Annotated in this window: 23 protein-coding genes and 1 pseudogene; 11 read left to right on the top strand and 13 right to left on the bottom strand. The window is 67.3% G+C overall.

Translation table 11 applies throughout. From position 1 onward, the window contains the following. Positions 1 to 279: 279 nt before the first annotated feature. On the top strand, positions 280 to 1878 hold the full coding sequence (locus E0497_RS19480; protein WP_170313019.1) for an endoglycoceramidase I: 1599 nt from the start codon (positions 280 to 282) through the stop codon (positions 1876 to 1878). A gap of 67 nt (positions 1879 to 1945) precedes the next feature. Here E0497_RS19480 and metE read toward each other — a convergent pair whose 3' ends face one another. From metE to E0497_RS19460, 4 genes are all read right to left on the bottom strand, one after another. Beyond that, positions 1946 to 4234, bottom strand: coding sequence for a 5-methyltetrahydropteroyltriglutamate--homocysteine S-methyltransferase (gene metE / locus E0497_RS19475; protein WP_137726454.1), 2289 nt, complete (start codon positions 4232 to 4234; stop codon positions 1946 to 1948). Positions 4235 to 4326: 92 nt separating this feature from the next. Next, positions 4327 to 5223, bottom strand: coding sequence for a 3-hydroxybutyryl-CoA dehydrogenase (locus E0497_RS19470; RefSeq protein WP_137726453.1), 897 nt, complete (start codon positions 5221 to 5223; stop codon positions 4327 to 4329). A gap of 99 nt (positions 5224 to 5322) precedes the next feature. After that, positions 5323 to 6612, bottom strand: coding sequence for an isocitrate lyase (gene aceA / locus E0497_RS19465; RefSeq protein WP_137726452.1), 1290 nt, complete (start codon positions 6610 to 6612; stop codon positions 5323 to 5325). 368 nt (positions 6613 to 6980) lie between these two features. Continuing rightward, positions 6981 to 7754, bottom strand: coding sequence for a hypothetical protein (locus tag E0497_RS19460; RefSeq protein WP_137726451.1), 774 nt, complete (start codon positions 7752 to 7754; stop codon positions 6981 to 6983). Between the two features lie 198 nt (positions 7755 to 7952). Between E0497_RS19460 and ramB the strand changes: the two genes are divergently transcribed. Next, a complete protein-coding gene (gene ramB / locus E0497_RS19455) occupies positions 7953 to 9362 on the top strand; it encodes an acetate metabolism transcriptional regulator RamB (RefSeq protein ID WP_137726450.1) in 1410 nt (469 codons plus the stop codon). Here ramB and E0497_RS19450 read toward each other — a convergent pair. Continuing rightward, entirely contained in the window at positions 9319 to 10116 is a 798-nt protein-coding gene (locus E0497_RS19450; protein WP_137726449.1) for a TetR/AcrR family transcriptional regulator, read from the bottom strand. The two genes, ramB and E0497_RS19450, sit on opposite strands and share 44 nt — an antisense overlap. Before the next feature lie 114 nt (positions 10117 to 10230). Between E0497_RS19450 and E0497_RS19445 the strand changes: the two genes are divergently transcribed. The 3 genes from E0497_RS19445 (at position 10231) to E0497_RS19435 (ending at position 13233) form a co-directional block, all read left to right on the top strand. Continuing rightward, on the top strand, positions 10231 to 10800 hold the full coding sequence (locus tag E0497_RS19445; protein WP_137726448.1) for a carboxymuconolactone decarboxylase family protein: 570 nt from the start codon (positions 10231 to 10233) through the stop codon (positions 10798 to 10800). A 27-nt stretch (positions 10801 to 10827) separates the two neighbouring features. After that, on the top strand, positions 10828 to 11544 hold the full coding sequence (locus tag E0497_RS19440) for a GTP pyrophosphokinase (RefSeq protein ID WP_137726447.1): 717 nt from the start codon (positions 10828 to 10830) through the stop codon (positions 11542 to 11544). A 171-nt stretch (positions 11545 to 11715) separates the two neighbouring features. After that, positions 11716 to 13233, top strand: coding sequence for an MFS transporter (locus E0497_RS19435; protein WP_137726446.1), 1518 nt, complete (start codon positions 11716 to 11718; stop codon positions 13231 to 13233). An 88-nt stretch (positions 13234 to 13321) separates the two neighbouring features. On the opposite strand, the gene lpdA is transcribed toward E0497_RS19435, so the two are convergent. After that, complete coding sequence (gene lpdA / locus E0497_RS19430; RefSeq protein ID WP_137726445.1) at positions 13322 to 14725, bottom strand: dihydrolipoyl dehydrogenase; 1404 nt, start codon at positions 14723 to 14725, stop codon at positions 13322 to 13324. 132 nt (positions 14726 to 14857) lie between these two features. Further along, a complete protein-coding gene (locus E0497_RS20485; protein ID WP_161987459.1) occupies positions 14858 to 15010 on the bottom strand; it encodes a hypothetical protein in 153 nt (50 codons plus the stop codon). A gap of 610 nt (positions 15011 to 15620) precedes the next feature. Between E0497_RS20485 and E0497_RS19425 the strand changes: the two genes are divergently transcribed. Together E0497_RS19425 and E0497_RS19420 are read left to right on the top strand one after the other, a co-directional pair. Beyond that, complete coding sequence (locus tag E0497_RS19425; protein ID WP_137726444.1) at positions 15621 to 17744, top strand: prolyl oligopeptidase family serine peptidase; 2124 nt, start codon at positions 15621 to 15623, stop codon at positions 17742 to 17744. Then, positions 17741 to 18805: an alpha/beta hydrolase gene (locus tag E0497_RS19420; protein ID WP_137726443.1), complete on the top strand. Its 1065-nt coding sequence runs from the start codon at positions 17741 to 17743 to the stop codon at positions 18803 to 18805. The genes E0497_RS19425 and E0497_RS19420 overlap by 4 nt, the downstream gene beginning before the upstream one ends. An 82-nt stretch (positions 18806 to 18887) precedes the next feature. Here the strand turns inward: E0497_RS19420 and E0497_RS20480 are convergent, their stop codons facing one another. Next, positions 18888 to 19028, bottom strand: a complete 141-nt coding sequence (locus tag E0497_RS20480) for a hypothetical protein (RefSeq protein WP_161987458.1) — start codon at positions 19026 to 19028, stop codon at positions 18888 to 18890. A gap of 129 nt (positions 19029 to 19157) precedes the next feature. Continuing rightward, positions 19158 to 19991, bottom strand: coding sequence for an alpha/beta hydrolase family protein (locus E0497_RS19415; protein WP_137726442.1), 834 nt, complete (start codon positions 19989 to 19991; stop codon positions 19158 to 19160). Between the two features lie 105 nt (positions 19992 to 20096). On the opposite strand from E0497_RS19415, the gene E0497_RS19410 reads away from it, so the two are divergent. After that, on the top strand, positions 20097 to 20297 hold the full coding sequence (locus E0497_RS19410; RefSeq protein ID WP_137726441.1) for a PspC domain-containing protein: 201 nt from the start codon (positions 20097 to 20099) through the stop codon (positions 20295 to 20297). Between the two features lie 90 nt (positions 20298 to 20387). On the opposite strand, the gene groL is transcribed toward E0497_RS19410, so the two are convergent. The 3 genes from groL to E0497_RS19395 all read right to left on the bottom strand — a co-directional run bounded on the left by groL (position 20388) and on the right by E0497_RS19395 (position 23657). Beyond that, positions 20388 to 22013 (bottom strand): chaperonin GroEL, encoded by a 1626-nt coding sequence (gene groL / locus E0497_RS19405; RefSeq protein ID WP_137726440.1) that lies wholly within the window; start codon positions 22011 to 22013, stop codon positions 20388 to 20390. Between the two features lie 234 nt (positions 22014 to 22247). Beyond that, positions 22248 to 22769 carry a DUF6764 family protein gene (locus E0497_RS19400; protein WP_137726439.1) on the bottom strand — a complete coding sequence of 174 codons (522 nt, stop codon included), beginning with the start codon at positions 22767 to 22769 and terminating at the stop codon, positions 22248 to 22250. Positions 22770 to 22877: 108 nt separating this feature from the next. Beyond that, positions 22878 to 23657: an HAD-IIA family hydrolase gene (locus tag E0497_RS19395; RefSeq protein WP_137726438.1), complete on the bottom strand. Its 780-nt coding sequence runs from the start codon at positions 23655 to 23657 to the stop codon at positions 22878 to 22880. A gap of 136 nt (positions 23658 to 23793) precedes the next feature. On the opposite strand from E0497_RS19395, the gene E0497_RS19390 reads away from it, so the two are divergent. The 3 genes from E0497_RS19390 (at position 23794) to E0497_RS19380 (ending at position 25914) form a co-directional block, all read left to right on the top strand. Next, positions 23794 to 24261, top strand: a complete 468-nt coding sequence (locus E0497_RS19390) for an SRPBCC family protein (RefSeq protein ID WP_137726437.1) — start codon at positions 23794 to 23796, stop codon at positions 24259 to 24261. Between the two features lie 103 nt (positions 24262 to 24364). Then, a complete protein-coding gene (locus tag E0497_RS19385) occupies positions 24365 to 25078 on the top strand; it encodes a phosphatidylserine decarboxylase (protein ID WP_137726436.1) in 714 nt (237 codons plus the stop codon). A gap of 47 nt (positions 25079 to 25125) precedes the next feature. Next, the gene (locus E0497_RS19380) at positions 25126 to 25914 is read left to right on the top strand and encodes a CDP-alcohol phosphatidyltransferase family protein (RefSeq protein WP_137726435.1); all 789 of its coding nucleotides are present in this window, start codon (positions 25126 to 25128) and stop codon (positions 25912 to 25914) included. Positions 25915 to 26015: 101 nt separating this feature from the next. On the opposite strand, the pseudogene E0497_RS19375 reads toward E0497_RS19380, so the two are convergent. Beyond that, positions 26016 to 26203, bottom strand: a pseudogene (locus tag E0497_RS19375) (IS30 family transposase); the annotation flags it as partial.

Raw genomic sequence — 26203 nt, 5'->3', positions numbered from 1 at the left:
CTGGTTTCGGCTGGGTGCTTCGCAACTTCCATCCAAGCCGGTAGGTCACACCCTCAAAACACCGGCCCCGCCTCCGCGAATCCGCAGGTCACAGCTGCCTCATCCGATCTTTCCGGGGCCCTGACCCCTGACCAGCCCTCATATTTCGACCGATTTCTCCGAAACGGCCCGCGTATCGTCCCAGCTCGCCTAGCATCTCCCGGAACTGGACAGTAGTCCAGATTCGGGATGGTCGGTTGTTTCCAGGAGACGAGGGACGACGTGGGCAGAAGAAGAACGATGGTGTCGGCGGCACTCACCGCATGCGCACTGACCCTGGTACCGGCGCTGTCACCGGTGCCGACAGCGTCCGCGGCACCCGCCTCGACACCGATCACCCAGTTGCAAGCCGAGGGCACCGCGCTCGTCGACGGCTACGGCCGCACCGTGCTGCTGCACGGGGTCAACAACGTCGACAAGAAGGCACCGTTCGTCAATCCGGGTGACGGGCTGACGATCACGGCCGCCGACGCCGACCTGCTCGCCGGGTACGGCTTCAACACCGTCCGGCTCGGCGTCTCGTTCGAGGGACTGATGCCCACCCGCGGCGTCGTCGACACCGCCTACCTCGACCGGGTCGCCGGCGTCGTCGACGTCCTCACCGCCCGCGGTATCCACGTCCTGCTCGACAACCATCAGGACGGACTCGCGAGCCCGTGGGGCGGCAACGGCTTCCCTGCGTGGTCGATCCAGTCCCGACCGCAGTCGTGGGAACCCAACCCCGGCTTCCCCCTCTACTACGTCATGCCCAGCATGAACGCCGGTTGGGACGAGGTGTGGAACAACACGCACGGCGCACTCGACCACCTGGGTACCGCGCTCGGCGCGCTCGCGGATCGCATGGACGGCAAGCCCGGCGTGATGGGCATCGAACTCATGAACGAGCCGTGGCCGGGATCGCCGTTCCTGACGTGCTTCCCGAACGGCTGCCCCGACTTCGACCGCACCTACCAGTCCGCGATGCAGAAACTGACCGACGCGATCCGCGCCGAGAACCCGGCGATGCCGGTGTACTGGGAACCGAACGTCACGTGGAACCAGATGATGCCGTCGAATCTGGCGAACCCGCCGAAGACCCCCGCGATCGAGGACGCGGACATCATGTTCGCGCCGCACGACTACTGCATCCCCAGCCAGCTCGCGATCTACCTGGGGTCGTCGCAGCTCCTGAAGGGACTGTGCACACCGCAGCAGGACCTCACCTGGTCGCACATCGACGACTTCGCCGGCCGCTCCGGCATCCCGACCGTCGTCACCGAATTCGGGGACGGCGATCCGACGGTCCTGCGGAACACACTCGCCCGCGCCGACGAACGGTTCGTCGGCTGGCAGTACTGGCACTACTCGTCGATCGTCGGTCCCGGCGCCGGGCCGGACCCCTTCCTCGGCCCCGTCGGACGCCAACTCGTGCGCACCTACCCGCAGGCCACCGCCGGCGACCCCGGCCGGATGATCTTCGACGCCGACAACGGCGACTTCGCATACCGGTACACGCCGCGCACCTCGACGAAGCCGACCGAGATCTACGTCTCCGACCTGCACTACCCGAACGGCTACGAGGTCGTCGTCGACGGCGGACACGTCACGTCGACGACGGGCGCGGACATCGTCACGATCGAGGCCGACGGCACCGCACCGGTCACCGTCAAGATCCACCAGCCGGGTTCCGCCGGCGCCGAGGTGCCCGACGGCCCGATCGGCGCGAGCTCGTCGGGCAGCTCCGGTTCGCTCGGCAGCAGTGGGTCCCTCGGCAGCAGTGGTTCGCTCGGCAGCACCGGCTCCCTCAGTAGCAGTGACGTCCTCGGCAGCACCGGTTCCCTGAGCAGTTCCGGCTCCTGACACGCACGTGGACCCCGTGCCCGGATCCGCAGACGATCCGGGCACGGGGCCCACGTGTGTGCCGCACCTACCCCTGTGCGGCGCGGCGCCTCAGCCGCCGGGCCGCCGCAACCAGGTTGCGCAGCGACGGCTCGAGCTGCCAGTAGTGGCGGGTCTTCAGGCCACCGTCGGGGTTGGCCCACAGTCGGTCGAGATCGACGGATTCGGCTGCCTCTGTGAGGAGTTCGTCGAGCTCGTCGATGTCCGGGATGCGCGCCGACCGGGACTCGTACACGCCCGGACCGACACCGTGGGTGAGGGTCTTCTCCTTGATGGCGTCCAACACCCATCCGATCGAACGGGTCGCGACGATCGCGGTGACGTCGGCGTCGAGTCGTTCGATCGCGTCGACCACCGACCGCCGCCCCGAGTACGTCAGATGCGTGTGGATCTGCGTCTCCGGCTCGGCGCCACCGGTCGCGAGACGGAACGCGTCGACCGCCCAGTCCAGGTACTCCTTGTGCCCGGTCTCCCGCAGCGGCAGCAGTTCCCGGATGGCCGGCTCGTCGACCTGGACGATCGCGATACCCGCCTTCTCGAGGTCCGCGATCTCGTCGCGGATCGCGAGCGCCACCTGGTCGGCCGTCTCGTGCAGCGGCTGATCCTGCCGCACGAACGACCGCGCCAGCATCGTGACCGGGCCGGTGAGCATCGCCTTGACCGGCTTGTCGGTGAGCGACTGCGCGTACGAGATCCATTCGACCGTCATCGCTTTCGGGCGACGGACATCGCCGTACAGCACCGGCGGACGCGTGCACCGCGACCCGTACGCCTGCACCCAGCCGAAGTGGGTGACCGCGTACCCCTCGAGCAGTTCCGCGAAGTACTGGACCATGTCGTTGCGTTCGTGTTCACCGTGCACGAACACGTCGAGTCCGATGTCCTCCTGCAACGCAATGGTTTTCGCGATCTCGTCCTGGATGCGCTTGTAGTACTCGTCCCACGCGAGCCGGCCCTCACCGAGGTCGTAGCGGGCCTGCCGGATCTCGGCGGTCTGCGGGAACGAGCCCAGTGTCGTGGCCGGCACCAGCGGCAGGTTCAGCCGCTGCTGCTGCGCGATCCGGCGTTCGTCGTACGGCGCCCGCACCCGATCCTCCGGCCGGATCGCGTTGACCCGGGCCCGGACGTCGTGCTTCTGCTTGAAATGCACCGACGTCGGCTTCTTGCGCCACCGATCCGACGGACCCTCGGTGAGGGCCGTCGCGAGCGACACCACCTCACCGACCTTCTGCTTCGCGAACACCAACCGGTCCGCGACGTCACCGGGCATGTCGTATTCGGCGAGCACGTCGTACGGGACGTGCAGCAGCGTGCACGACGTCGACACGACCAGATCGGGGACGACGTCCTTCAGCTCGTTCAGATAGGCGAGCGTGTTGAACCGGTCGACGCGCCACACGTTGCGGCCGTCGACGATGCCGGCATAGATCCGCTTGCGGCGGATACCCGGCACCTTCGCGAGCTGATCGGCGGTGATACGGCCGTTGACCAGGTCGAGGCCGATCGCCTCGACGGGGGTCGCGGCCAGGATCGGCAACGCCTCACCGAACGACCCGTACGGGCCGGTCACCAGGATCCGCGGACGCAGCGGGGCGTGGGTGAGCGCCTCGTAGGCGCGGGCAAGTGCCGCGAGTTCCTCGGGGCTGCGATCCTCGGTGAAACACGGCTCGTCCAACTGGACGCACGTGGCGCCGGCCTTCGCGAGCTGCGCGAACAACTTCTCGTACTCGGGGAGCAGCCGATCCAGCAGATCGAGGGTCGCGAACCCGTCCTGTGTGGATCCGGGCGCGATCTTCGACAGCAGCAGCAGCGACACCGGACCCAGCATCACCGGGCGCAGTTCGATACCGACTGCCTTCGCGCGCTCGAACTCGTCGAGCAGCGCCTCCGCACGCAGCCCGAACGTCGTGTGCTCGGACAGCTCCGGCTGCCGGTAGTAGTAGTTGGTGCCGAAGAAACGCACCAGTTCGAGCGGCGGGAAGTCCGGACGCCCCCGCGCCATCGTGAAGTAGAAGTCGAGCGGATCGAGGTCGCTCTCGAGCGGCGCGAACCGCTCCGGGACCGCCCCGAACAACAGGGCGTTGTCGAGGACGTGGTCGTAGTAGGAGAACGTGTTGCCGGGAACCTGGGTCAACCCGGTCGCGGCGAGCTCGCTCCAGGTCTGTTCCTGCAGTTCCCGTGCGACGGACTCGAGTTCGGCCTTGCTTCCGGTCCCGTGCCAGTAGGCCTCGAGCGCGCGCTTGAGTTCACGGCGAGGACCGATACGCGGGTATCCCAGGATGCTGGATCCGTACCCGGCGGTGCGTGCGGCGGACATGCGGATCGCCCTTTCGTAGGCGGCTGCGCCACCCGTGCGCCTTTTTGGTAGTTGCTACTACCAAAAAGGCGCACGGGGGCGAAGCGCTCTGCTCAGCTTGCCTTCTTGGTGACGCGGCCGTTGTCGGCGTATTCGTAGAAGCCGGTACCCGACTTCTTGCCGACGAGCCCCGCCTCGACCATCCGCTGCAACAGCGGCGGCGCCGAGTACAGCGGCTCCTTGAACTCCTCGTACATCGAGTCGGCGATCGACTTGACGGTGTCGAGGCCCACCAGGTCGGTCAGTGCGAGCGGACCCATCGGGTGGGCGCAGCCGAGGACCATCGTCTTGTCGATGTCCTCCTTGGTGGCGAATCCGGATTCGACCATGCGGATCGCGGACAGCAGGTACGGCACCAGCAGGGCGTTGGAGATGAAGCCGGCCCGGTCGCTGGAGCGGACCACCTGCTTGCCGAGCACCTCGCTCGCGAATGCCTCGGCGCGGGCCGACACGGTCGCACTGGTCTTGAGCGTGGTGACGACCTCGACGAGTGGGAGGACGGGAACGGGGTTGAAGAAGTGCATGCCGATCACGCGTTCGGGTGCGGTGGTGGCGATGCCCAGCTTCATGATCGGGATCGAGGACGTGTTCGACGCGAGCACCGCGTTCGGGTCGGTCACGATCCCGTCGAGTTCGGTGAAGATCTCACTCTTGATCTTCTCGTCCTCGACGACGGCCTCCACGACGAGTTGCCGGTCGGCGAAGTCCCCGAGGTCGGAGGTGAACCGGAGCCGCCAGGCGGCCTGTTCGCGTTCACGTTCGGTGATCTTGCCGCTGCTCACTCCGCGGTCGAGGGAGCGCAGGATGCGCGAGCGTCCCGCCGCGGCAAGTTCGCGGCTCTGCTCGAACACCAGCACGTCGACGTGTGCACGAGCGCACACCTCGGCGATTCCCGAACCCATGATGCCGGCGCCGATCACACCGACGCGCTGAATCTTTTCGCTGGTCACGTCAGCTCCTTTACGGAAGTGGAGGTCGGTCCCCGGGAGGGATCGAACGCGGAGGACACCCGGCCGATCCCTCCCGAGAGGTCGAGAGGCGGTTCAGTCCTAGTGGAACTGGCCCTCTTCGGTGGAGCCCTTGAGGGCGGCCGTGGAGGTGTTGGGGTCGACGGTGGTGGCGATCGAGTCGAAGTAGCCGGCACCGACCTCACGCTGGTGCTTGATGGCGGTGAAGCCCCGCTCCTCGGCGGCCTTGAACTCACGCTCCTGCAGGTCGACGAAGGCGGTCATGCCCTCGCGGGCGTAGCCGTGCGCCAGGTCGAACATGCCGTAGTTGAGCGAGTGGAAGCCGGCGAGGGTGATGAACTGGAACTTGAAGCCCATCGCGCCGAGCTCCTTCTGGAACTTCGCGATGGTCGCGTCGTCCAGGTGTGCCTTCCAGTTGAAGGACGGCGAGCAGTTGTAGGCGAGCAGCTGGTCGGGGAACTCGGCCTTGACCGACTCGGCGAACTTCTTGGCGACCTCGAGATCCGGCACACCGGTCTCCATCCAGATGAGGTCGGAGTAGGGGGCGTAGGCCTTGGCGCGGGCGATGCAGGGCTCGATGCCGTTCTTGACGCCGTAGAAGCCTTCGGCGGTGCGGGTGCCGTCGAGGAACTCGCGGTCACGCTCGTCGACGTCGGAGGTCAGCAGGGTCGCGGCCTCGGCGTCGGTGCGGGCGATGACCACGGTCGGGACGTCCGCGACATCGGCTGCCAGACGCGCCGAGGTCAGGGTGCGGATGTGCTGCTGGGTCGGGATGAGCACCTTGCCACCGAGGTGGCCGCACTTCTTCTCCGACGCGAGCTGGTCCTCCCAGTGCGAACCGGCGACGCCGGCCGCGATCATGGCCTTCTGCAGTTCGTAGACGTTGAGAGCGCCACCGAAGCCGGCCTCGCCGTCGGCGACGATCGGGGCGAGCCAGTTGTCGACGGAGGTGTCACCCTCGACCTTGGCGATCTCGTCGGCGCGCAGCAGGGCGTTGTTGATGCGACGCACGACCTGCGGCACCGAGTTGGCCGGGTAGAGGGACTGGTCCGGGTAGGTGTGGCCGGACAGGTTGGCGTCGCCGGCGACCTGCCAGCCGGACAGGTAGATGGCCTTGAGTCCGGCACGGACCTGCTGGACGGCCTGGTTTCCGGTGAGGGCGCCGAGCGCGTTGATGTAGTCCTCGTTGTTCACCAGGTCCCACAGGATCTCCGAACCACGGCGGGCGAGGGTGGCTTCCTCGACGACGCTGCCCTGCAGCTTGACAACCTGCTCGGCGGTGTAGTTACGGGTGGTGCCCTTCCAGCGCGGGTTGGTGTCCCAGTCCTGCTGGATCTGCTCGGCGGTCTTCGGAGTGCCGGTGGTCGACATCGATAGCTCCACTTCTTCTCTGCTGCTTCAGCCGGTACGGATGTACTGCTTCACATCGTTGCCAGGCCGTTCGGATGTACAAGCCGACAATGGCACAGCCGAAAACCGTCGTCTACCTGTTGCTAATGCCAATCTTCGCTAGGTTTTCAGATCAATCTGCGAAGCTTGCTAATTTCCCCACCGGCCAAGCAGTTGCTTTGGTTACTCGCCAGTAGGGAGGAAAGTTACCGGCAAGTAGGCCATGACCTCGACGTTGACGTGAAATCCGGACACAGACACCCGGAGGCGCCGCCGCGGCAACGGGCAGCCGACGTGAAAGGGGGTTTTGCGCGCACGCGGACGGCAAAGTGACGGTAATCACATGTGAATTACGGCCGGCCGGCGATGGACACCCGCGCGAACCCGTAGCGCGCCGCGAGCGACGACGACCCCGACAGGTCGTACGAGTGCTCACCGAAGTCCGCGCACTCCACGACCGCCCGGCCGGTGACGACGGGCGACAGCCGCGTCACGTCCCAGCGGGTACGGACGAGTTCACCGACACCACCGACGGTCCCGCCACCGACCAGGTCGGGCCGCCACCACTGGTCCGCGAGCCAGTCCGGCGTCAACTGCTCCGCGCCGCCCTCCTCGCCGTCCAACTCGACGCGGCCGACCACCCCGCGGCCACCACCGTCGACGGGTGTGATCGAGAAGCCCATGCCGCCGACGCCGTTGACCAACCGCAGCGATGACTGTGCCAGCGCGGGCAATGCAAAGGGGTCGCGGTCGGTGTCGACGATCGGCGCCCCCACGAGCAGGTCCGACGTGAACGCACTCTCGGTCGACTCCCCACGCAGCAGGCCACTGCACGACATGCCCGCGAACATCCGTCCGACGGGCACACCGACCGCGTCCGACGTCGCCGACATCGGTTCGACCATCCACACCGCGAGTTGCGGACGTCCGGACACCTCGAAGCTGTCGGGCAGCAGTGCACGCGCGAATCCGTGGCCGACGGACGTCGTGAGAACCATCCATCGGGCCGTCACGGAGATCGCATCCGGATCGCCCGCATCGGCGCCGGTGTCGGCGCCCTCGGCCGGTACCGGCGACGACGGCTGCGTTCCACCGCGTCCGCGGCGCTTCGACGTGAAGATCATCGGGCCCTCTTCATGTGCGCTCTGATCCAAACTGGCTGGCAGTCAATGCTTTACATAAACGAGTGTCGATCGTTGCCCAGCTTTTGTCACCGCCCTCGAGATGTCAAGCATCATCCCTGAAACATTACGATCGGTCTGTTATATTTCGTGCTAACGCGCCCCTTTGCACAGTTAGCAACCCGCTCGTACCCTGGCGTCATGTCCAAGACCTTCGTCGGTGCCCGCCTGCGGCAGCTCCGGACCGAACGCGGCCTCAGCCAGGCCACTCTGGCGAAGACCCTCGAGATCTCGGCCAGCTACCTCAACCAGATCGAGCACGACGTGCGTCCGCTGACCGTGCCGGTACTGCTACGCATCAGCGAGGTGTTCGGTGTCGACACCACGTTCTTCTCGTCGCAGGACGACACTCGGCTGATCGCCGAACTGCGGGAGGTCGCACTCGACAAGGACATGGGCATCGACGCCGACTCGCAGGAGATCGCGGAAATGGTCTCGTCGCACCCCGGGCTGGCGAAGGCGATGGTCAACATGCACCGTCGCTACCGCAACACCAGCGCCCAGCTGGCGGCGGCCACCGAGGACCGGTTCAGCGACGGCAGCGGCAGCGGCGCCATCACCATGCCGCACGAGGAGGTCCGCGACTACTTCTATCAACGGCAGAACTACATCCACGACCTCGACACCGCAGCCGAGGACCTCACCGCACGTCTGCGGTTCCACCGCGGCGACATCGCCGAGGGCATCGCCCGCCGGCTCGAGAACCTGCACGACGTGCAGATCGTGCGCCGCATCGACCTGGGCGAGAACGTCCTGCACCGCTACGACCCCGAGACCCGGGTGTTGGAGATATCCCCGGCCCTCTCCGGCGGGCAGCAGGTGTTCAAGTTCGCCACCGAACTCGCCTACCTCGAGTGCGGCGACCTGCTGCGCCGGCTCGTCGACGAGGGCAACTTCACGTCCGACGACGCCCGATCGCTCGCGATGCTGGGCCTGGCGAACTACTTCGCGGCCGCGACGGTGCTGCCGTACGGGCAGTTCCACGAGATCGCCGAGGACTTCCGCTACGACATCGAACGGCTGTCCGCGTTCTACGCGATCAGCTACGAAACGATCTGCCACCGGCTGTCGACGCTGCAACGCCCCAAACAGCGCGGGGTGCCGTGGTCGTTCGTCCGCGTCGACCGCGCCGGGAACATGTCGAAGCGGCAGTCCGCCACCGGCTTCCACTTCTCGTCGAGCGGCGGCACCTGCCCGCTGTGGAACGTGTACGAGACGTTCGCCTACCCCGGCAAGATCATGACCCAGGTCGCGCAGATGCCCGACGGCCGCAACTACCTGTGGGTCGCGCGGACCGTCGAGCGGCGTGCACAGCGGTACGGCCAGCCCGGCAAGACGTTCGCGATCGGACTCGGCTGCGAACTGCGGCACGCGCCGCGCGTCGTGTACGCCGACGGCCTGGACCTCGCCGGCGGCACCGCCACCCCGATCGGTGCCGGCTGCCGGGTGTGCGAACGGATGAAGTGCCCGCAGCGCGCGTTCCCGCCGCTCGGCAAGGATCTCGACATCAACGAACACCGGAGTTCGGTGTCGCCGTACACGATTCGCTGACCGCCGCGCGTAGTTCCCGGACCGCGTCCTGCAGGTCACGCACGTCGCGGCGGAGCGTGTCGAACTCGGAATCCTCGGTGGTCCGGTCGATCACGGGTTCCGGTTCGACGACGACCGCCACCGGCGGCACGGTAGGCACTGAAGGCACTGCGGGCGTGGGCATGGTGGACACACCCGGCGCACCGGTGGCGAAGCCGTCCAGGAACACGGCGATCAGATTGTGCCGCAACCGGTCTGCATCCCGATCCAGCGTCGGACGGGACACCCGGACGGTGGACCACACCGCGTCGCTGAACATGCGGTGGAAGTGCCGGGCGTCGAGGTCCGGCCGGAACTCTCCCGCGGCGACACCCTCGTCGATCGTGTCGGCCCAGATGCCGTGGGCGCGCCGGACGGCCGTCGTGATCGCGCCGTCCTCCGGCTGCGACGACAGCACACTCTCGTTCTGGTAGATCTCGGTCGCGTACGGGTGGTCGATCGCCGCCGCGAACGCGACCGTCACCATGCGATCGAGTCGTTCCCGGGCGCTGCCGCCGCACGCGACCGCGGCCTCGTATCGTCCGTTGAGATCGTCCACGAACGCGATCACGATCTCGAACGCGATGTCGTCCTTCGACGCGAAGTAGTGGTACAGGCTGCCGGAGAGGATGCCGACCGCGTCGGCGATGTCCCGGACGGTGGTTCCCGCGACACCGCGTTCGCTGAACAGTCTGGCCGCGTGCCGCAGAATATCGTCCCGCCGGGTCGTTGCCACCTGCCGACCTCCCACCACCAGTCAACCTATCGAATGCTTGCTCGACATCGCGATGGTACCTCGCCGCACGCGTTTCCCCGACGATTTCGGGCGTCCTCCGTATGCTCGGCCACCATGACCGCACACGACGCGACCACCGGCGACGGCACCACACCCCGGATCCGGCCGGGGCGACTGCGGGAACTCGGCCCCCTCAACTGGGCGACGTGGCGGGTGCTGTCGCTCGGATCGGGCACGAAGGACGCGAAACTGTTCAGCACGCTGGGCCGCACCGGTGGCCTGTTCCGCGGCTGGCTGCACTACTCGGGTGTGCTGATGCTGCTGCCCGGCACGAAACTCACCCGGTTCGAGATCGAGGTCGTCGTCCTGCGGGTCGCGCACCTGCGTGACTGCCGGTACGAGATGGACCACCATCTCCGGCTCGGGCGCCGCGCCGGCGTCACACCGCAGATCCTGGGCCGCATCCTGGACGGGCCGGACCATCCCGACTGGAGTCCCCGGTTCCGCGCGATGCTGGCCGCGGCCGACCGACTGGTGACGACCGACGCGATCGACGACGCGACGTGGTCGGTTCTGGCCGAACACCTCGACGAACGACGCCTGGTGGAGTTCTGTCTGCTCGTCACCCAGTACGACGGTCTGGCCACCACGATCGGGGCGCTTCGCATCCAACCGGACTTCTGAACGGGTAGCGGTGGCACACTGGAGTGCGTGGACCCCGAGCAACTCCGAACCGACTTCTCCCCCTTCCTGATGACGTACCGGTTCGGCATCACCCAGTTGCTGACGAAAGTGAACATTCTCAAGGACGAGTTCACGCACATCAACCGCTACAGCCCCATCGAGCACGTCACCTCGCGGTTGAAGACACCCGAGAGCATCATCCGCAAGGCGGACCGGATCGGCTGTCCACTCACCCTCGACGACGTCCGTGCCCAGATCCTCGACATCGCCGGGGTGCGGATCACGTGCAGCTTCATCTCCGACACGTACCGGATCGCGGACATGATCACGAGCCAGCCGGACATCGAGGTCCGTGAGGTCGAGGACTACATCGCGAACCCGAAGCCGAACGGCTACAAGAGCCTGCACCTGATCGTCGCGGTGCCGGTGTACCTGAGCGACAGCGTGCACCGGATTCCGATCGAACTCCAGATCCGCACCATCGCAATGGATTTCTGGGCCAGCCTCGAACACAAGATCTACTACAAGTTCAACCGTGACGTGCCCGCCGAACTGCTCGCCGAACTCACCGAGGCCGCCGAGACCGCGCACCGGCTCGACGTGAAGATGGAACGACTCAACGACGAGTTCGCGAAGATCAAGGCACAGTCCGGGGCGACCGACGACGCCCCCGAGGTAGCGCGCTCCGCCCGCGTACTCGACGCCCTGCAGATGCGCCTGAACGAGCGGGAATCGTCCGACTGACGACGAAAACCGTCCGTGCACACAGATTCTCGGCGAACACAAGCGCAGACGCGGTTCGTGTGAACATTCCGACGATGCACCCGGCTGCAATTGTCGCGGCATCGAGGACATCGGTAACGTCGTCGCGTTCGGCCGTGACGTTCGTCCGTGCCCCCGATCCCGTAGGAAATCATGTCCTCAGATGCCCAGGTGGCGTCGCGTCCGGATGCCCCGGCCCCGGACGCCGCGCACCACAACCCCAACCATGATCGACGCTGGCTCGTCCTGTGCATCGTCGCACTCGCCCAGTTGACGGTCGTCCTCGACAGCACGATCGTCTCGATCGCGCTGCCGCAGGCGCAGCACGCTCTCGGCATCACCGACGCCGACCGGCACTGGGTGGTCACCGCGTACGCCCTCGCATTCGGCGCGCTACTGCTGCTCGGCGGACGCATCGCCGACTTCTGGGGCCGTAAACGCTCGTTCATGGTCGGCATGATCGGCTTCGCCGTCGCGTCCGCGGTCGGCGGCATCGCCCAGACCGGCCTCCAGTTGTTCGCCGCCCGCGCCGGTCAGGGCGTGTTCGCGGCACTGCTCGCACCCGCCGCACTCGCAATCCTCACCACCACGTTCGTCGGGGAGAAGGAACGCGCCAAGGCGTTCGCGGTGTACGGCGCGATCTCCGGTGGCGGCGCCGCGATCGGCCTGCTGCTCGGCGGACTGCTCACCCAGTACGTCGACTGGAGGTGGTGCCTCCTCGTGAACATCCCGATCGCACTGTTCGCGCTCGCCGTCACCGCCCCCATCGTCGAAGAGACCAAGGCACACGGCGACACCAGCTACGACGTGCCCGGCACCGTCCTGGTCGCCGTCGGACTCGGCGCGCTCGTGTACGGCTTCACGCAGGCCGAGAAGCACGGCTGGACCTCGGCCCAGGCGATCGGTTTCATCGCCGCCGGCCTGATCGCACTCGCCCTGTTCGTGATCGTCGAGAAGCGGACCGCCAATCCGCTTCTGCCCATGTCGATTCCGTGGCACCGCAACCGCGGACCGAGTTTCCTCGCATCCGTCATGGTCGGCGCCGCCCTGCTCGGCGGCACCCTGTACCTGACGTTCTACCTGCAGATCGTCCTCGGCTACAGCCCGTTCGTCTCCGGGCTCGCATCGCTGCCCCTGTCGATCGCGATCACCGCGGCCGCCGGGTTCGCCGCCCAACTCAGCACCCGCATCGGCCCGAAACTGCCCATGACCGCCGGCCCCGTCGTCGCTGCCGCCGGCCTGCTGCTGCTCTCCCGCATCGAGGTCCACAGCTCCTACTGGACCGGCGTCCTCCCCGGACTCCTCGTGTTCGGCGCCGGCCTGGGCCTGCTCATGGTGCCCATGCAGAACGTCGCCCTCGTCGGTGTCCGCGACCACGACGCCGGCGCCGCCAGCGCCCTCGTCAACGCCACCATGCAGATCGGCGGGGCACTGGGCACCGCCCTGTTCACCACCATCTACGTCGCCGCCAAGACCGGCCTCACCGTCGCACCGACCGGTACCGGCCCCGACGCCCTACGCGACGCCGCCTTCGCCGCCGAAGTCGCCGGCTACTCCCAGGTGTTCCTGTGGTCGGCCGCCCTGCTCGTCGTCATCGCCCCACTCGTCGCGGCCCTCGTCCGCGCCGAGAAGCACGACCTGCCCACCGAAGGCGCGGTCGGGGCGCACTGAATCGCTTCCCCGAACGAGCTGAAGGGTCCCTTCGTACGCTGCGAGCGTACGAAGGGACCCTTCAGCTGTTGCGACGGAAAAAGAACCGTCAGAAGTTGATCATGTGGCCGGCGAGGCCGTGGATCGCTTCCTGCAGTGCCTCCGACAGGGTCGGGTGGGTGTGCACGTTGCGGGCCAGTTCGTTGACGGTGAGGTCCCACTTCTGTGCGAGGGTGAGCTCGGGCAGCAGTTCGGAGACGTCGGGGCCGATGAGGTGGCCGCCGAGCAGTTCGCCGTGGGTCTTGTCGGCGATGAGCTTGACGAAGCCGGTGGGGTCGGCGAGTCCGTGGGCCTTGCCGTTGGCCATGAACGGGAAGGTGGCGACCTTGATGTCGTAGCCTTCGGCCTTGGCCTGCTCCTCGGTGAGTCCGAACGACGCGACCTGCGGCTGGCAGAAGGTGGCGCGCGGCATCATCCGGTAGTCGCCCAGCTCGAGGGTCTCGGCATCCCCGATGGTTTCGGCGGCGACGACGGCCTGCGCCTCGGCGACGTGCGCGAGCTGCAGCTTGGCGGTGACGTCGCCGATGGCGTAGATGCCGGGGACGTTGGTGCGCATGCGCTCGTCGATGGCGATGGCGCCGCGGTCGGTGAGCTGCACACCGGTGTTCTCGAGGCCGTAGCCGGTGACGTTCGGGGCGAAGCCGACGGACTGGAGGACCTTGTCGACGACGACGGTCTCGACGGCGCCGGACTTGTTGTCCTTGATCGCGACGGTGACCTTGGTGCCGTCGTCGTCGATGGTCTGGACGGCGGCGCCGGTCTTGATGGTGACGCCGAGCTTCTTGTACTGCTTGGCGATCTCCTTGGAGACGTCGGCGTCCTCGTTGGGCAGTGCCCGGTCGAGGAACTCGACGATGGTGACGTCGACGCCGTAGTTCTTCAGGACGTAGCCGAACTCCATGCCGATGGCGCCGGCACCGACGATGAGGATCGAGCCGGGCAGGTCACGGGTGAGGATCTGCTCCTCGTAGGTGACGACGTTCTTGCTCACCGAGGTGCCGGGGAGCAGTCGGGTGGTGCTGCCGGTGGCGATGATGACGTTGTCGAACGAGACCGTCTCGCTGCCGCCCTTGGTGAGGGCGACGGAGATCGCGTTCGGGCCGGTGAACGTGCCACGGCCCTCGAACTGGTCGATCTTGTTCTTCTTCATCAGGAAGTGGATGCCCTTGACGCGGCCGTCCGCGACCTGACGGCTGCGGTCGAATGCCGCGCCGAAGTCGAACGACGCCTCTCCCGAGATACCGAAGGTCTTGGCCTCCTTGTGGAAGATGTGCGCAAGTTCGGCATTGCGGAGGAGCGCCTTGGACGGGATGCAGCCCACGTTCAGGCAGACACCGCCCCAGTACTTCTCTTCGATGATGGCGGTCTTCAGTCCCAGCTGTGCCGCGCGGATAGCAGCGACGTACCCACCGGGACCGGCTCCGAGGACAACGACGTCATAGTGTGAGGTCACGAGGCCCTAGCCTAGTCCCGCCCGGATCGCGTGTCCCGAGATGGTCCCTACCCGAAAGTAAGGTACCGGCCGACCCCCGGACACACCTGCGGCCCCAGCCGCCGTGGCGACCGGGGTCGTAGGTGCGAATGCTCAGCTGAACGAGATGGAGCTTCCGAGGTCTCCGACGGTGCTCCCACCGAAGACGCTGCCCCGGCTGAGGCCGAGGACGATGTCGAGTACACCCGACAGCGAACCCGTGGCCGACCCGCCGAGCGAGCCGAGATCGATGGCGTCCAGATTCATAGCAATCGCCTTTCTACTACCGGTGGTCCGAGATCAGCTGAGCTCGGTGACGGAACCGAAGTTCACGAGGTTGCCGATGACACCGATGAGGGCGGCGAAGATTCCATCGAGATTCATTGCTTGTCCTTACTTTCGTGGTGGTGGTGCGACAGGTGTGACGAACTAGCTGAGTTCGGTGACGGAACCGAAGTTGATCAGGTTGCCGATCACGCCGATGAGGGCGCCGAAGATTGCATCAGTGTTCATTGCACTGCCTTTCGGGGGAGTTCTTCCGATGTTCGTGATTGATGTGTGATCTGTTTCTGCCCGGGCCGAGAGCTGTGCCGGCCGGAGGACCCCGCTCCACCGGATGCTTTCGCTCCCATGACATCCCGTCCGTCTCACACTCCGAGCGAGGTGACCGTGGTGTGTCACTCCGCCGGCTTTCCGGCCGGGATGACGGTCGCTTAATTTCGACCGTGAGGGAAAGGTAGACCAGATCGTGTCGGCTTGTCTTCGGTTTCGTTACATCAACTGGGCAGTCGTCCAGAAACCCCCGGAAATCACCCTCCCACTCACCCCCGACAGGCCTCGGCATTCGACTCCGCGCACGACCGACCACAATGATGGGATGACGGGATCCTCCACGCACTCCTCGCCCACTCCGCCGGCCGACGATCCGTATCTGTGGCTCGAGGACGTCACCGGCGGCGACGCACTGACCTGGGTCCGTGACCGCAACGACCGGACCGTCGCCGCGTTCACCGCCACCGACGAGTTCACCCGACTCGAAACCGGGATCCGCGCGATTCTCGACACCGACGCCCGCATCCCGTACGTGCGCCGGCGCGGGGAGTATCTCTACAACTTCTGGCGCGACGCCGAGCACGTCCGCGGGCTGTGGCGTCGCACCACCATGGACGAATACCGCAGCGACACACCGGCATGGGAGATCCTCGTCGACGTCGACGAACTCGCCGACCGTGAGGGCGAGAACTGGGTGTGGTCCAGCGCCCAGGTACTGCGCCCCGAGCAGGACCGCGCACTGATCAGCCTGTCCCGCGGCGGTGCCGACGCCGTCGTGGTCCGCGAGTTCGACCTCACCACCCGAACCTTCCTCGACGACGCCGACGGCTTCCACGTCACCGAGGCCAAGACCGACATCGGCTGGATCGACAGCGAAAGCGTCTACATCGGAACGGGTTTCGGTGACGGAACGCTCACCGACTCGGGCTATCCGCGGATCGCGAAGCGCTGGCACCGCGGCACCCCCCTCGCCGACGCGGTCACGGTGTTCGAAGGTGAGCAGACGGACGTCGCCGTCTCCGCATGGCACGACAGCACCCCGGGCTTCGAGCGCAGCTTCGTCGAACGGGCGATCGACTTCTACACGGCGCAGCGCTTCCAACTCCTCGGCGACGACACCCTGGTGCGCATCGACACCCCGGAGGACGCCCGGATCTCCGTCTACCGCGAATGGCTGCTGATCCGACCCCGCTCACCGTGGACCGTCGGCGACACCACTCACCCGGCCGGGGCACTGCTGGCCGCACGATACGACGACTACCTCGCCGGCGACCGCACACTCACGGTCCTGTTCGCCCCCGACGCGCACACGTCGCTCGAGCAGTACGCATGGACCCGCAACCATCTGCTGCTCGTCACGCTCACCGACGTCCGCTCCGACGTCCACGCCCTCACCCCGTCCGAAAATGGCTGGGACACAGCCACCCTCACCGGCCTACCGGAGTTGGCGTCCACCGAGATCATCGACACCGACCCGCGGGAGAGCGACGACTTCTTCCTCAACGCGAGCGGCTACCTCACCCCGGCGACGCTCTTCTCCGGCACCGTCGGCGGCCCGCTCGAGGCGCTGAAGTCGGCGCCCGGATTCTTCGACACCACCGGACTGTCCGTCGGGCAGCACTTCGCGGTGTCCGACGACGGCACCCGCATCCCGTACTTCGTGGTGCGCCGCGACGGCACCCCCGCCGGTCCGACGCTGCTGTACGGCTACGGCGGCTTCGAGAACTCGCTGACCCCCGGTTACAGCGGCATCAACGGCACCGCCTGGCTGCAGCGCGGCGGCACGTACGTGGTCGCCAACATCCGGGGCGGCGGCGAGTACGGCCCGGACTGGCACACGCAGGCGGTGCGCGACGGCCGGCACCTGGTGTTCGAGGACTTCGCGGCGGTGGCCCGCGACCTCGTCGTCCGCGGCATCACCACCGCTGCACAGTTGGGCGCACAGGGCGGCAGCAACGGCGGACTGCTGATGGGCGTCATGCTCACGAAGTACCCGGAGTTGTTCGGGGCGATCGTCTGCCAGGTGCCACTACTGGACATGCGGCGCTACCACCTGCTGCTCGCGGGGGCGTCGTGGATGGCCGAGTACGGCGACCCGGACAACCCGAACGATTGGGCGTTCATCTCCGAGTACTCGCCGTACCAGAACACCGATCCGGAGGCTGCCTACCCGCCGATCCTCGTCGCGACGTCCACCCGCGACGACCGCGTCCACCCCGGTCACGCCCGCAAGATGACCGCCCGACTCGAGGAGCAGGGGCACCCGGTCCACTACTACGAGAACATCGAGGGCGGGCACGGCGGTGCCGCCGACAACGCGCAGGCGGCGTTCAAGTCGGCGCTGACCTACACGTTCCTGTGGGATCACCTGGCGGAACCGGATTCGGACACCGGCCGCGTCGACTACGCTTCGCCGGAATCCGTCAACGCGAATCGAGCCACTACATGATCTCCGAGGACTCCTCTGCCTCCCCTGCCTCCCCGCATCCACTGTTCCGGCGCCTCGGCGCGGGCGCCCTCGCCACCGCGACCGTGGCCGCCGCCCTGTTGGCCGCCGCCCCCACCGCCGTCGCGGGAGGCATCCCGAACGCCGCGCCCGCCGCGCAATCGGCGGCCCCCTCGGCGTCCGACGCTCGTATCACCCGGATCGAGAACATCACCGACCGCTGGCTGCGGGTGTTCGTGTACTCACCGGCCATGCAGGCCGAACAGCAGGTGCAGGTCCTGTTGCCGCGGGACACGTCGGCGCCGCGGCCGACGGTGTACATGCTCGACGGCAGTTCCGCCGACCCCGGCACCGACAACTGGACCGAGCAGGGCGGTGCCGTCGAGTTCTTCGAGGACAAGCCGGTCAACGTCGTCCTCACCACGGGCGGCGAGGCCAGCTACTACACCGACTGGGAGCGTCCCGACCCGAAACTCGGCGACTACAAGTGGGAGACGTTCCTGACGAAGGAACTGCCGCCGCTGATCGACGAACGCTTCGACGGCACCGGCGTCCAGTCGATCGTCGGACTGTCGATGGGCGCACAGTCCGCGATGATGCTGGCCATGCGGTCGAACGGCTTCTACCGCGGTGTCGCGGCGTTCAGCGGCTGCTACCAGACCGTCGACGATCTCGGCTTCGCCCAGATGAAGGCCACTGTCGGCTACCGCGGCGGCGACATCACCAACATGTGGGGGCCGCGCACCGACCCGCGGTGGGCCGAGCACGACGTGCTGATCGGTGCCGAGAAACTGCGCGGTACCGCGCTGTACGTGTCGACGGCCACCGGTCTGCCCGGGCCGAACGAGACACTCGACAACCCGGATCTGCCGCTGCTGCTGGCACTCGGCGGGCCGATCGAAGCCGTCACCGACCACTGCACCCACCGGCTCGACGACCGGCTGCGTTCACTCGGGATCCCGGCGACGATCGTCTACAACCCGGTCGGCGTGCACACGTGGCCGTACTGGCGCGCCGAACTCCCGAAGTCGTGGCCGACGATCGCGGCGTCACTCGGCGTCTGAGACCGTCCGGACGGACGGACGAGAAGGGCGGTGACGGTGCATACGCACCGTCACCGCCCTTCTTCGCTCCGAGGAGCCGGTCTCAGCTGAGCGAGCTCAGGGAGCCGCTGTCGAGCGAACCGGAATCACCGGCACCACCCGAGCTGCCCGAGCCGATCTTGTTGATCTGCTCGAGAATGGTGGTGACGGACTTGAGAATGCCGATGATCTCAGTCGAACCCATGATGACTCCCCTGTAAATACTGGTGGTGTGACGCCTCGAAGCGGAAGCGCTGCGGCCAATATAACGTCTCGAACGCGTTATGGAAACAGATTCGTCAATCAACAGGGGACGAAAAGTGCGGACAGGCCGTTACCCCAGGTCACGAACCCACTCGACGACCCGGTCGACCGTGCTTTCCGGTGTCCGAATCCAGCCGTTGTGCCCTAGTTTCTCGGGCTGATGCCACGTCGTTACCTCAGCACCGGACAATTTACGCAAGAGGTTTTCCGTCGACGGCCGCGGCGCCAGATCGTCACCCTCGATCGAGATCGACAGAACCGGCAACGACAGTTGTGTGAGCCGTTCCTCGTAGTCGATGTCGGCACCGGACGGTTCGATCCGCCCCGACCGCGCGAACCGCGACCAGTCCGCGATCAGGACCCGCGACTGCCGTCCGAACCCGCCCACGTCCAGACGGTCGCCCGGCCAGAAACCCGCGACACTCGCCGTGATCGACATCGCCGCCGACCCGAGCAGCAGTCCCGGCGACCGCACACCGGAGAAACCCCGGTAGTACGGCGAACCGGACGCCACCAGGATCAGGCCGCCCAGCGCACCCCGGACCCGGGCCGCGTACATCGCACCGAGTTGCCCACCCATGCTGTGCCCCAACAGGAACGGTGTACTCGCGTCGAACCGCTCGTGCACCGCCTCGACGATTGCCGGCAGATCCACCGACGCCAACTCCTGATACCCGAACGCGCTCGACGCGTTCGGTCGCGGACGACTGTCCCCCTGCCCCCGCAACTCCCCCACCGCCGCACAGAAACCGCGGTCGACGATCGCCGACGCGAAACGGTCGTAGAAACCGGCCGGGATTCCCAGTCCCGGCACGATCACCACGACGGGCGCCCCCTCCGGGCCGGGGAACAGTCGCACCGGCGTCGTCGTCCCGTCGGGCATCTGGATCGGCACGGTGTCCACGCATCCGAGCCTATGCCCGGAGGCCACCCCGAGTGAGAAGTTCAGGGTGCAGATCCGGGTGAATCCCGATGGTGCCGGCAGCCTCCGCGAACCAGACTCGATGTCATGACCTCCAGCGACTCGCCCCGCCCCTTCGTCCGCTCCCGCACCCAGCGTCAACTCGCCGGCGTGTGCGGCGGCATCGCCGAATACTTCGGGGTCGACGCCAACCTCGTGCGGGTCCTCGCGATCCTCGGCGCGTTCGCATCATTCGGCACCGTCGCACTGATCTACGCCGCCGCGTGGATGCTGATGCCCGACGTGTGACCTCCGGACATGCGAGAAGCCCGGGACACCGTCGAAGGTGTCCCGGGCTTCTTCGTCTTACCCGAGCTCAGGTATTCCGATCCGAGGGGATCAGAAGTCCATGCCGCCCATGCCGCCGGTCGGGTCGCCCATGGGAGCAGCGGCCTTCTCCGGCTTGTCGGCGACGACAGCCTCGGTGGTCAGGAACAGGGCCGCGATGGACGCGGCGTTCTGCAGCGCCGAGCGGGTGACCTTGACCGGGTCGTTGATGCCCGCCTCGAGCAGGTCGCCGTACTCGTTGGTCGCGGCGTTGAGGCCGTGACCCGCGGGCAGGTTGCGAACCTTCTCCGCGACGACGCCGGGCTCGAGGCCCGCGTTGAACGCGATCTGCTTGAGCGGAGCCTCGAGCGCGACGCGCACGATGTTGGCACCGGTAGCCTCGTCACCCTCGAGCGAGAGGGCGTCGAGTGCCGGAGCGGCCTGCAGCAGAGCCACGCCGCCACCGGCGACGATGCCCTCTTCGACGGCAGCCTTCGCGTTGCGGACAGCGTCCTCGATACGGTGCTTGCGCTCCTTGAGCTCGACCTCGGTCGCAGCGCCGGCCTTGATGACAGCAACGCCACCGGCCAGCTTGGCCAGGCGCTCCTGCAGCTTCTCGCGGTCGTAATCCGAATCCGACGCCTCGATCTCGGCGCGGATCTGGTTGACGCGACCGGCGATGGCGTCGGCGTCGCCGGCACCCTCGACGATGGTGGTCTCGTCCTTGGTGACGACGACCTTGCGGGCGCGGCCCAGCAGCTCGATGCCGGCGGTCTCGAGGGACAGGCCGACCTCTTCGCTGACGACCTCGCCACCGGTGAGGATGGCGATGTCGGCGAGCTGCGCCTTGCGGCGGTCACCGAAGCCCGGAGCCTTGACGGCGACGGACTTGAAGGTGCCACGGATCTTGTTGACGACCAGGGTCGACAGGGCCTCGCCCTCGACGTCCTCGGCGATGATCAGCAGCGGCTTACCGGCCTGGATGACCTTCTCCAGCAGCGGCAGCAGGTCCTTGACCGTCGAGATCTTGGAGCTGACCAGCAGGATGTACGGATCCTCGAGGACCGCTTCCTGACGCTCGGCGTCGGTCGCGAAGTACAGCGAGATGTAGCCCTTGTCGAAGCGCATACCCTCGGTGAGCTCGAGCTGCAGGCCGAAGGAGTTGGACTCCTCGACGGTGATGACGCCTTCCTTGCCAACCTTGTCCATCGCCTCGGCGATGAGCTCGCCGATCGTGGAGTCGCCCGCCGAGATACCGGCGGTGGCAGCGATCTGCTCCTTGGTCTCGACCTCCTTGGCGGTGTCGAGCAGCTTGGCGGTGACAGCCTCGACGGCCTTCTCGATACCGCGCTTCAGACCCAGCGGGTTGGCGCCGGCAGCAACGTTGCGCAGGCCCTCACGGACCAGCGCCTGCGCCAGAACCGTCGCCGTCGTGGTGCCGTCACCAGCGACGTCGTCGGTCTTCTTGGCGACCTCCTTGACCAGCTCGGCGCCGATCTTCTCGTAGGGGTCCTCGAGCTCGATCTCCTTGGCGATGGAAACACCGTCGTTGGTGATCGTGGGGGCGCCCCACTTCTTCTCGAGCACGACGTTGCGACCCTTGGGTCCCAGCGTCACCTTGACGGCGTCGGCGAGGCTGTTCAGGCCACGCTCGAGGCCGCGACGTGCCTCTTCGTCGAACGCGATGATCTTGGCCATTGCGAAGTGATCCTCCGGATTGGGGGTGACACACAGAGCGATCGCTCGTCGGATCGCCCCATTTACGCTTCCGGCCAGGCTCGGTGCCCGCGACGGACGACCAGGGGTGTCTAGGTTCCCGATCTCACCGTCCCGACCTGGCACTCACGAGTCGCGAGTGCCAAGTGCATTTCTAGCACCCGAGCAGGGTGAGTGCAACGTTCCCGGAGTCGCGTGCACCCACCCGTGACGACGTCAGCCGAGGCAGCTCTGCCCGGTCTTCAGATTCCACGCGAACGACAACGGCCCGACGCAGCTCACCCGACCCTGCTCGGCCGTCGCACCCGAACCCCAGCCGGCGATCGCGAACGTCGCGTAGCCGTCGTCCGCCCACGAATGCGCGATACCGCCCCCGAGCGCGACCGCCAGCGACTGGCCGTTGCCGCGCGACGCGCTCAGCGCCGTGCCGTACCCCGTCGCGAGACTGTTCGACGACCCGAGGCCCTGCGCCACCGACACTGCGGTGCCGCTGTCCGTCGCGGCCGAGCGGGCCACACCCTGCTCGAACGCCTGCGCACCGCAACTCGCGAACTCCGACACCTGGATGTCGTTGGGCGCGGTCGGCGACGTGCAGACCACCGGAGCGGCCGACGCTGCACCCGCACCGACCAGCGAAGCCCCTGCCACCACGCCGATTCCCGCGGCGGTGACCACCGCCGTGCGCGTCATCGTGCGGCCGAGATTCGAGAGAGCACGCAGACGGGAAAAGAGGGACATTCGAACTCCTTCACGAGCAGGGAGAGCTACAGACAAGTGCCCGCGACACTACCCGCCGAGAACGCCCGAATCGGGGATTTCGGTAGCAAGCCGAAGAAGCTCGGCGCGTCACCCCGACGACGTCAGCAACTCCGGCAGATCGGCCACCGAATCGATCAGATGATCGGGCCGGTCCACCGCCAACTCGAGGACCGGTTCCCGGAACTTTCCGGTCCGCACCAGCACCCCCGTCATCCCCACCCGCTGCGCCGGCAGGACGTCGCCACGGAAGTCGTCACCGACCATCACCGTCGCCGCCGGGTCCGTACCGGTCAACTCGGCCGCGGTGAGGAACCCGGCGAGCGACGGCTTGCCCACCGACACGATCCGCGACCCCGACGCCTCCTCCAGTCCCGGCAGGTACGTGCCGACGTCCGCACGCAGCCCGTCGGACTCCGCCCACATCGTCGACCTGTGCATCGCCACCACCGGCACCCCGGCCACCATCAGATCCAGCACCCGACTCAGTGCTGCATGCGTGAACTCCGGACCGGCCCCACCGAGAACGATCACCTCGGGATCGTCGTCGTCGAACACGACGTCCGGCATGTCGGCACGGACGTCACCCCGGTTGAGCAGCAACACCCGCGCCCCCGGATACGTCGACCGCAGATACTCGGTGGTCAACCGCACCGCCGTCACGATCTCCTCGGGTCGCACGTCGAATCCGACCGAGTCCAGCGACGCGGCGATCTCGTCGCACGTCCGCGACGTCGTATTGGTGAGGAAGGCCCGCGGCATCCCGCGCTCCCGGATCTCGCTCAGCGCCGCCACCGCGCCGGGCACGGGCTCCCACGAGGTGACGAGCACCCCGTCGATGTCGAACAGCACGCCCTCGACCCGGCCCATGGATCGAGGGTATCCGCCGGAGCCGCCGGTCGTCGGGCTATCCGACGGGAACGACGATCGTGACCTGGCGCACACGACCGGCTACCATCGTCGAGTACCTGTAACCATCCGTATCACCTGACTGGAGAACCGCCTCGTGACGAACACCCTCGAAGCCGGCATCGAGATCGCCGCCACCCCGCAGGACGTGTGGACGATCGTGTCCGACCTGAAGCGGATGGGCGAATGGAGCCCGCAGTGCCGGAAGATGCGGGTGTCCGGCGAGGTCCGCGAGGGCACCAAGACCTTCAACATCAACCGTCAGGGCCTGCTGGTGTGGCCGACGACGTCGAAGGTGATCCGGTTCGAACCCAACAAGGAGATCGCGTTCCGCATCGCCGAGAACCGCACCATCTGGTCGTACACCCTCGAGCCCACCGAGACCGGCACCCGCGTCGTCGAACGCCGGGAAGCCCCCACCGGCACCAGCGCCGTGTCCCAGTTCCTCGTCAAGATGGTCTTCGGCGGCCCCGACAAGTTCGAGGCCGACCTCACCGCCGGCATGAACGCCACCCTCGCGCGAATCAAGAACGCCGCCGAGGCGATCGCCGTCGAATCCCGCTGAACACGATGCACACCAGGGCGACCCGACGGTTCGGCGCTGTCGAGTAACCTGGGACAGCACGTGCGGCGGGCACCGCCGCTCACATCGACCGGTAAGAGGAAACGTGGCACGTCGACCGACGCCCCCTGGTACGCCCCAGCCCACCGGAGTCGGCCACCTGCTCGACCTCGTCAAGTCGGCCGTCCCGCCGCTGCACCCGGCCGGACTGCCGTTCGTACTCACCCCACTCGCCGTCGCCGCGGTGGGACGCAACCGTCCGTGGGTGCGCCGGGCCGGGATCGCCTCCGCCGTCGCGTGCGCCGCGTTCTTCCGGCACCCGCACCGGGTACCGCCGAACCGTCCCGGCGTCGTCGTCGCCCCCGCCGACGGTGAGGTCGCCCTCGTCGACACCGCCGTCCCGCCCGCCGAACTCGGTCTCGGCGACGCACCCCTGCCGCGGGTGAGCATCTTCCTGTCCGTGCTCGACGTCCACGTCCAGCGGGTACCCGTCGCCGGCACCGTCCGGAAAGTCGTGCACCAGCCCGGACAGTTCCTGTCCGCCGACCTCGCCGACGCCAGCGAGGTCAACGAACGCAACAGCATGCTGATCGAGACCGCCGACGGCCGCAGCGTCGCCGTCGTCCAGATCGCCGGCCTGCTCGCCCGCCGTATCGTGTGCGACGCGAAGCAGGGCGACACCCTCACCATCGGCGACACCTACGGACTCATCCGCTTCGGCTCCCGCGTCGACACCTACTTCCCCACCGGCACCGAACTGCTCGTCGAACGCGGTCAGCGCACCGTCGGCGCCGAAACCGTCCTCGCGCAGCTGCCGTGAGACCACCCCGCCCCAGCCGGCAGCAGGCGGTGCGCCTCCTGCCCAGCATGATCACGATCCTCGCGCTGTGCGGCGGACTGTCCGCCGTCAAGTTCGCGCTCGACGGCGACCTCGGCACCGCCCTCGCGATGGTCGGCGCCGCCGCCGTCCTCGACTCCCTCGACGGCCGCATCGCCCGCATGCTCGACGCCACCAGCAAGATGGGCGCCGAACTCGACTCCCTCGCCGACGCCATCTCGTTCGGTGTCGCCCCCGCACTCGTGCTGTACGTGACGCTGCTCGACGGCAACCGTTTCGGCTGGATCATCGCCCTGCTGTACGCGGTCAGCATCGTGTTGCGCCTCGCCCGGTTCAACACCCTCCTCGACGACGACACCGCGCCCGCCTACACGAAAGACTTCTTCGTCGGCGTCCCCGCCCCCGCCGGCGCCCTCATCGCACTCACCCCCCTCGCCGCGCACATCCAGTGGGGCGACGGCTGGTGGTCGTCGATCGGGGTCGTCACCGTGTGGACCTTGCTGTCCGCCACACTCATCGTCAGCCGCATCCCCACCTTCGCGATGAAGAGCGTGTCGGTGCCGCCGCGCATGGTCGCAGCCCTGCTCGTGCTCGTCGCACTCGCCGCCGCCGCCCTCGTCACCTACCCGTTCGTGCTGCTCATCGTGCTCGTCGGCGTCTACCTCGCACACATCCCGTTCGCGATCCGCTCCCAACGCTGGGTCGCCGCCCGCCCCGAAACCTGGGACATCAAACCCGCCGAACGCCGCGCCATCCGCCGCGCCCCCGGCAGCAATCGCCGCTCCGCCGCCCGCCTCGGCCTGCGCCGGCCACGGTAGGCGCCGGACTCGGTTCGGGCTCGTGGCTCGTGGCTCGGGTTCGGGCACCGGGTTCGTGGCTCGCGTTTCGCGCACTTGTCGCGGGTTTTCCGCCGGGGAAGTCAAGCGGTCAGGGCAACATCGGCCTGGATGAGGGCGTTGAGACGGTCGGCGGGGGTGTCGTAGTCGAGGGTGGGACGAGGCCGGGTGTTGAGGAGGTGTTGGACCCTCTTCAACTCGGCCGCGTCGTGCCCGGACAGATCGGTGCCCTTGGTGAACCAGTGCCGCAGGAGCCGATTGGTGTTCTCGT

The organism is Prescottella subtropica, assembly GCF_005434945.1.
In the GTDB taxonomy this organism is placed as follows: Bacteria; Actinomycetota; Actinomycetes; order Mycobacteriales; family Mycobacteriaceae; genus Prescottella; species Prescottella subtropica.
Note: the sequence above shows the minus strand (reverse complement) of the source record. Positions and strands in the feature narration are given on the sequence as shown.

Excerpts from the sequence above, each read along its gene's own strand:
- E0497_RS19480 (WP_170313019.1), top strand. The coding sequence starts at position 280 with ATGGTGTCGGCGGCACTCACCGCATGCGCACTGACCCTGGTACCGGCG.
- E0497_RS19395 (WP_137726438.1), bottom strand. The coding sequence starts at position 23,657 with ATGGGCCGGGTCGAGGGCGTGCTGTTCGACATCGACGGGGTGCTCGTC.
- E0497_RS19400 (WP_137726439.1), bottom strand. The coding sequence starts at position 22,769 with ATGTCCCTCTTTTCCCGTCTGCGTGCTCTCTCGAATCTCGGCCGCACG.
- E0497_RS19445 (WP_137726448.1), top strand. The coding sequence starts at position 10,231 with ATGACCGCACACGACGCGACCACCGGCGACGGCACCACACCCCGGATC.
- E0497_RS20480 (WP_161987458.1), bottom strand. The coding sequence starts at position 19,028 with ATGGGTTCGACTGAGATCATCGGCATTCTCAAGTCCGTCACCACCATT.
- E0497_RS19425 (WP_137726444.1), top strand. The coding sequence starts at position 15,621 with ATGACGGGATCCTCCACGCACTCCTCGCCCACTCCGCCGGCCGACGAT.
- groL (WP_137726440.1), bottom strand. The coding sequence starts at position 22,013 with ATGGCCAAGATCATCGCGTTCGACGAAGAGGCACGTCGCGGCCTCGAG.
- E0497_RS19410 (WP_137726441.1), top strand. The coding sequence starts at position 20,097 with ATGACCTCCAGCGACTCGCCCCGCCCCTTCGTCCGCTCCCGCACCCAG.
- ramB (WP_137726450.1), top strand. The coding sequence starts at position 7,953 with ATGTCCAAGACCTTCGTCGGTGCCCGCCTGCGGCAGCTCCGGACCGAA.
- E0497_RS20485 (WP_161987459.1), bottom strand. The coding sequence starts at position 15,010 with ATGAATCTGGACGCCATCGATCTCGGCTCGCTCGGCGGGTCGGCCACG.
- E0497_RS19460 (WP_137726451.1), bottom strand. The coding sequence starts at position 7,754 with ATGATCTTCACGTCGAAGCGCCGCGGACGCGGTGGAACGCAGCCGTCG.
- aceA (WP_137726452.1), bottom strand. The coding sequence starts at position 6,612 with ATGTCGACCACCGGCACTCCGAAGACCGCCGAGCAGATCCAGCAGGAC.
- metE (WP_137726454.1), bottom strand. The coding sequence starts at position 4,234 with ATGTCCGCCGCACGCACCGCCGGGTACGGATCCAGCATCCTGGGATAC.
- E0497_RS19435 (WP_137726446.1), top strand. The coding sequence starts at position 11,716 with ATGTCCTCAGATGCCCAGGTGGCGTCGCGTCCGGATGCCCCGGCCCCG.
- E0497_RS19380 (WP_137726435.1), top strand. The coding sequence starts at position 25,126 with ATGATCACGATCCTCGCGCTGTGCGGCGGACTGTCCGCCGTCAAGTTC.
- E0497_RS19420 (WP_137726443.1), top strand. The coding sequence starts at position 17,741 with ATGATCTCCGAGGACTCCTCTGCCTCCCCTGCCTCCCCGCATCCACTG.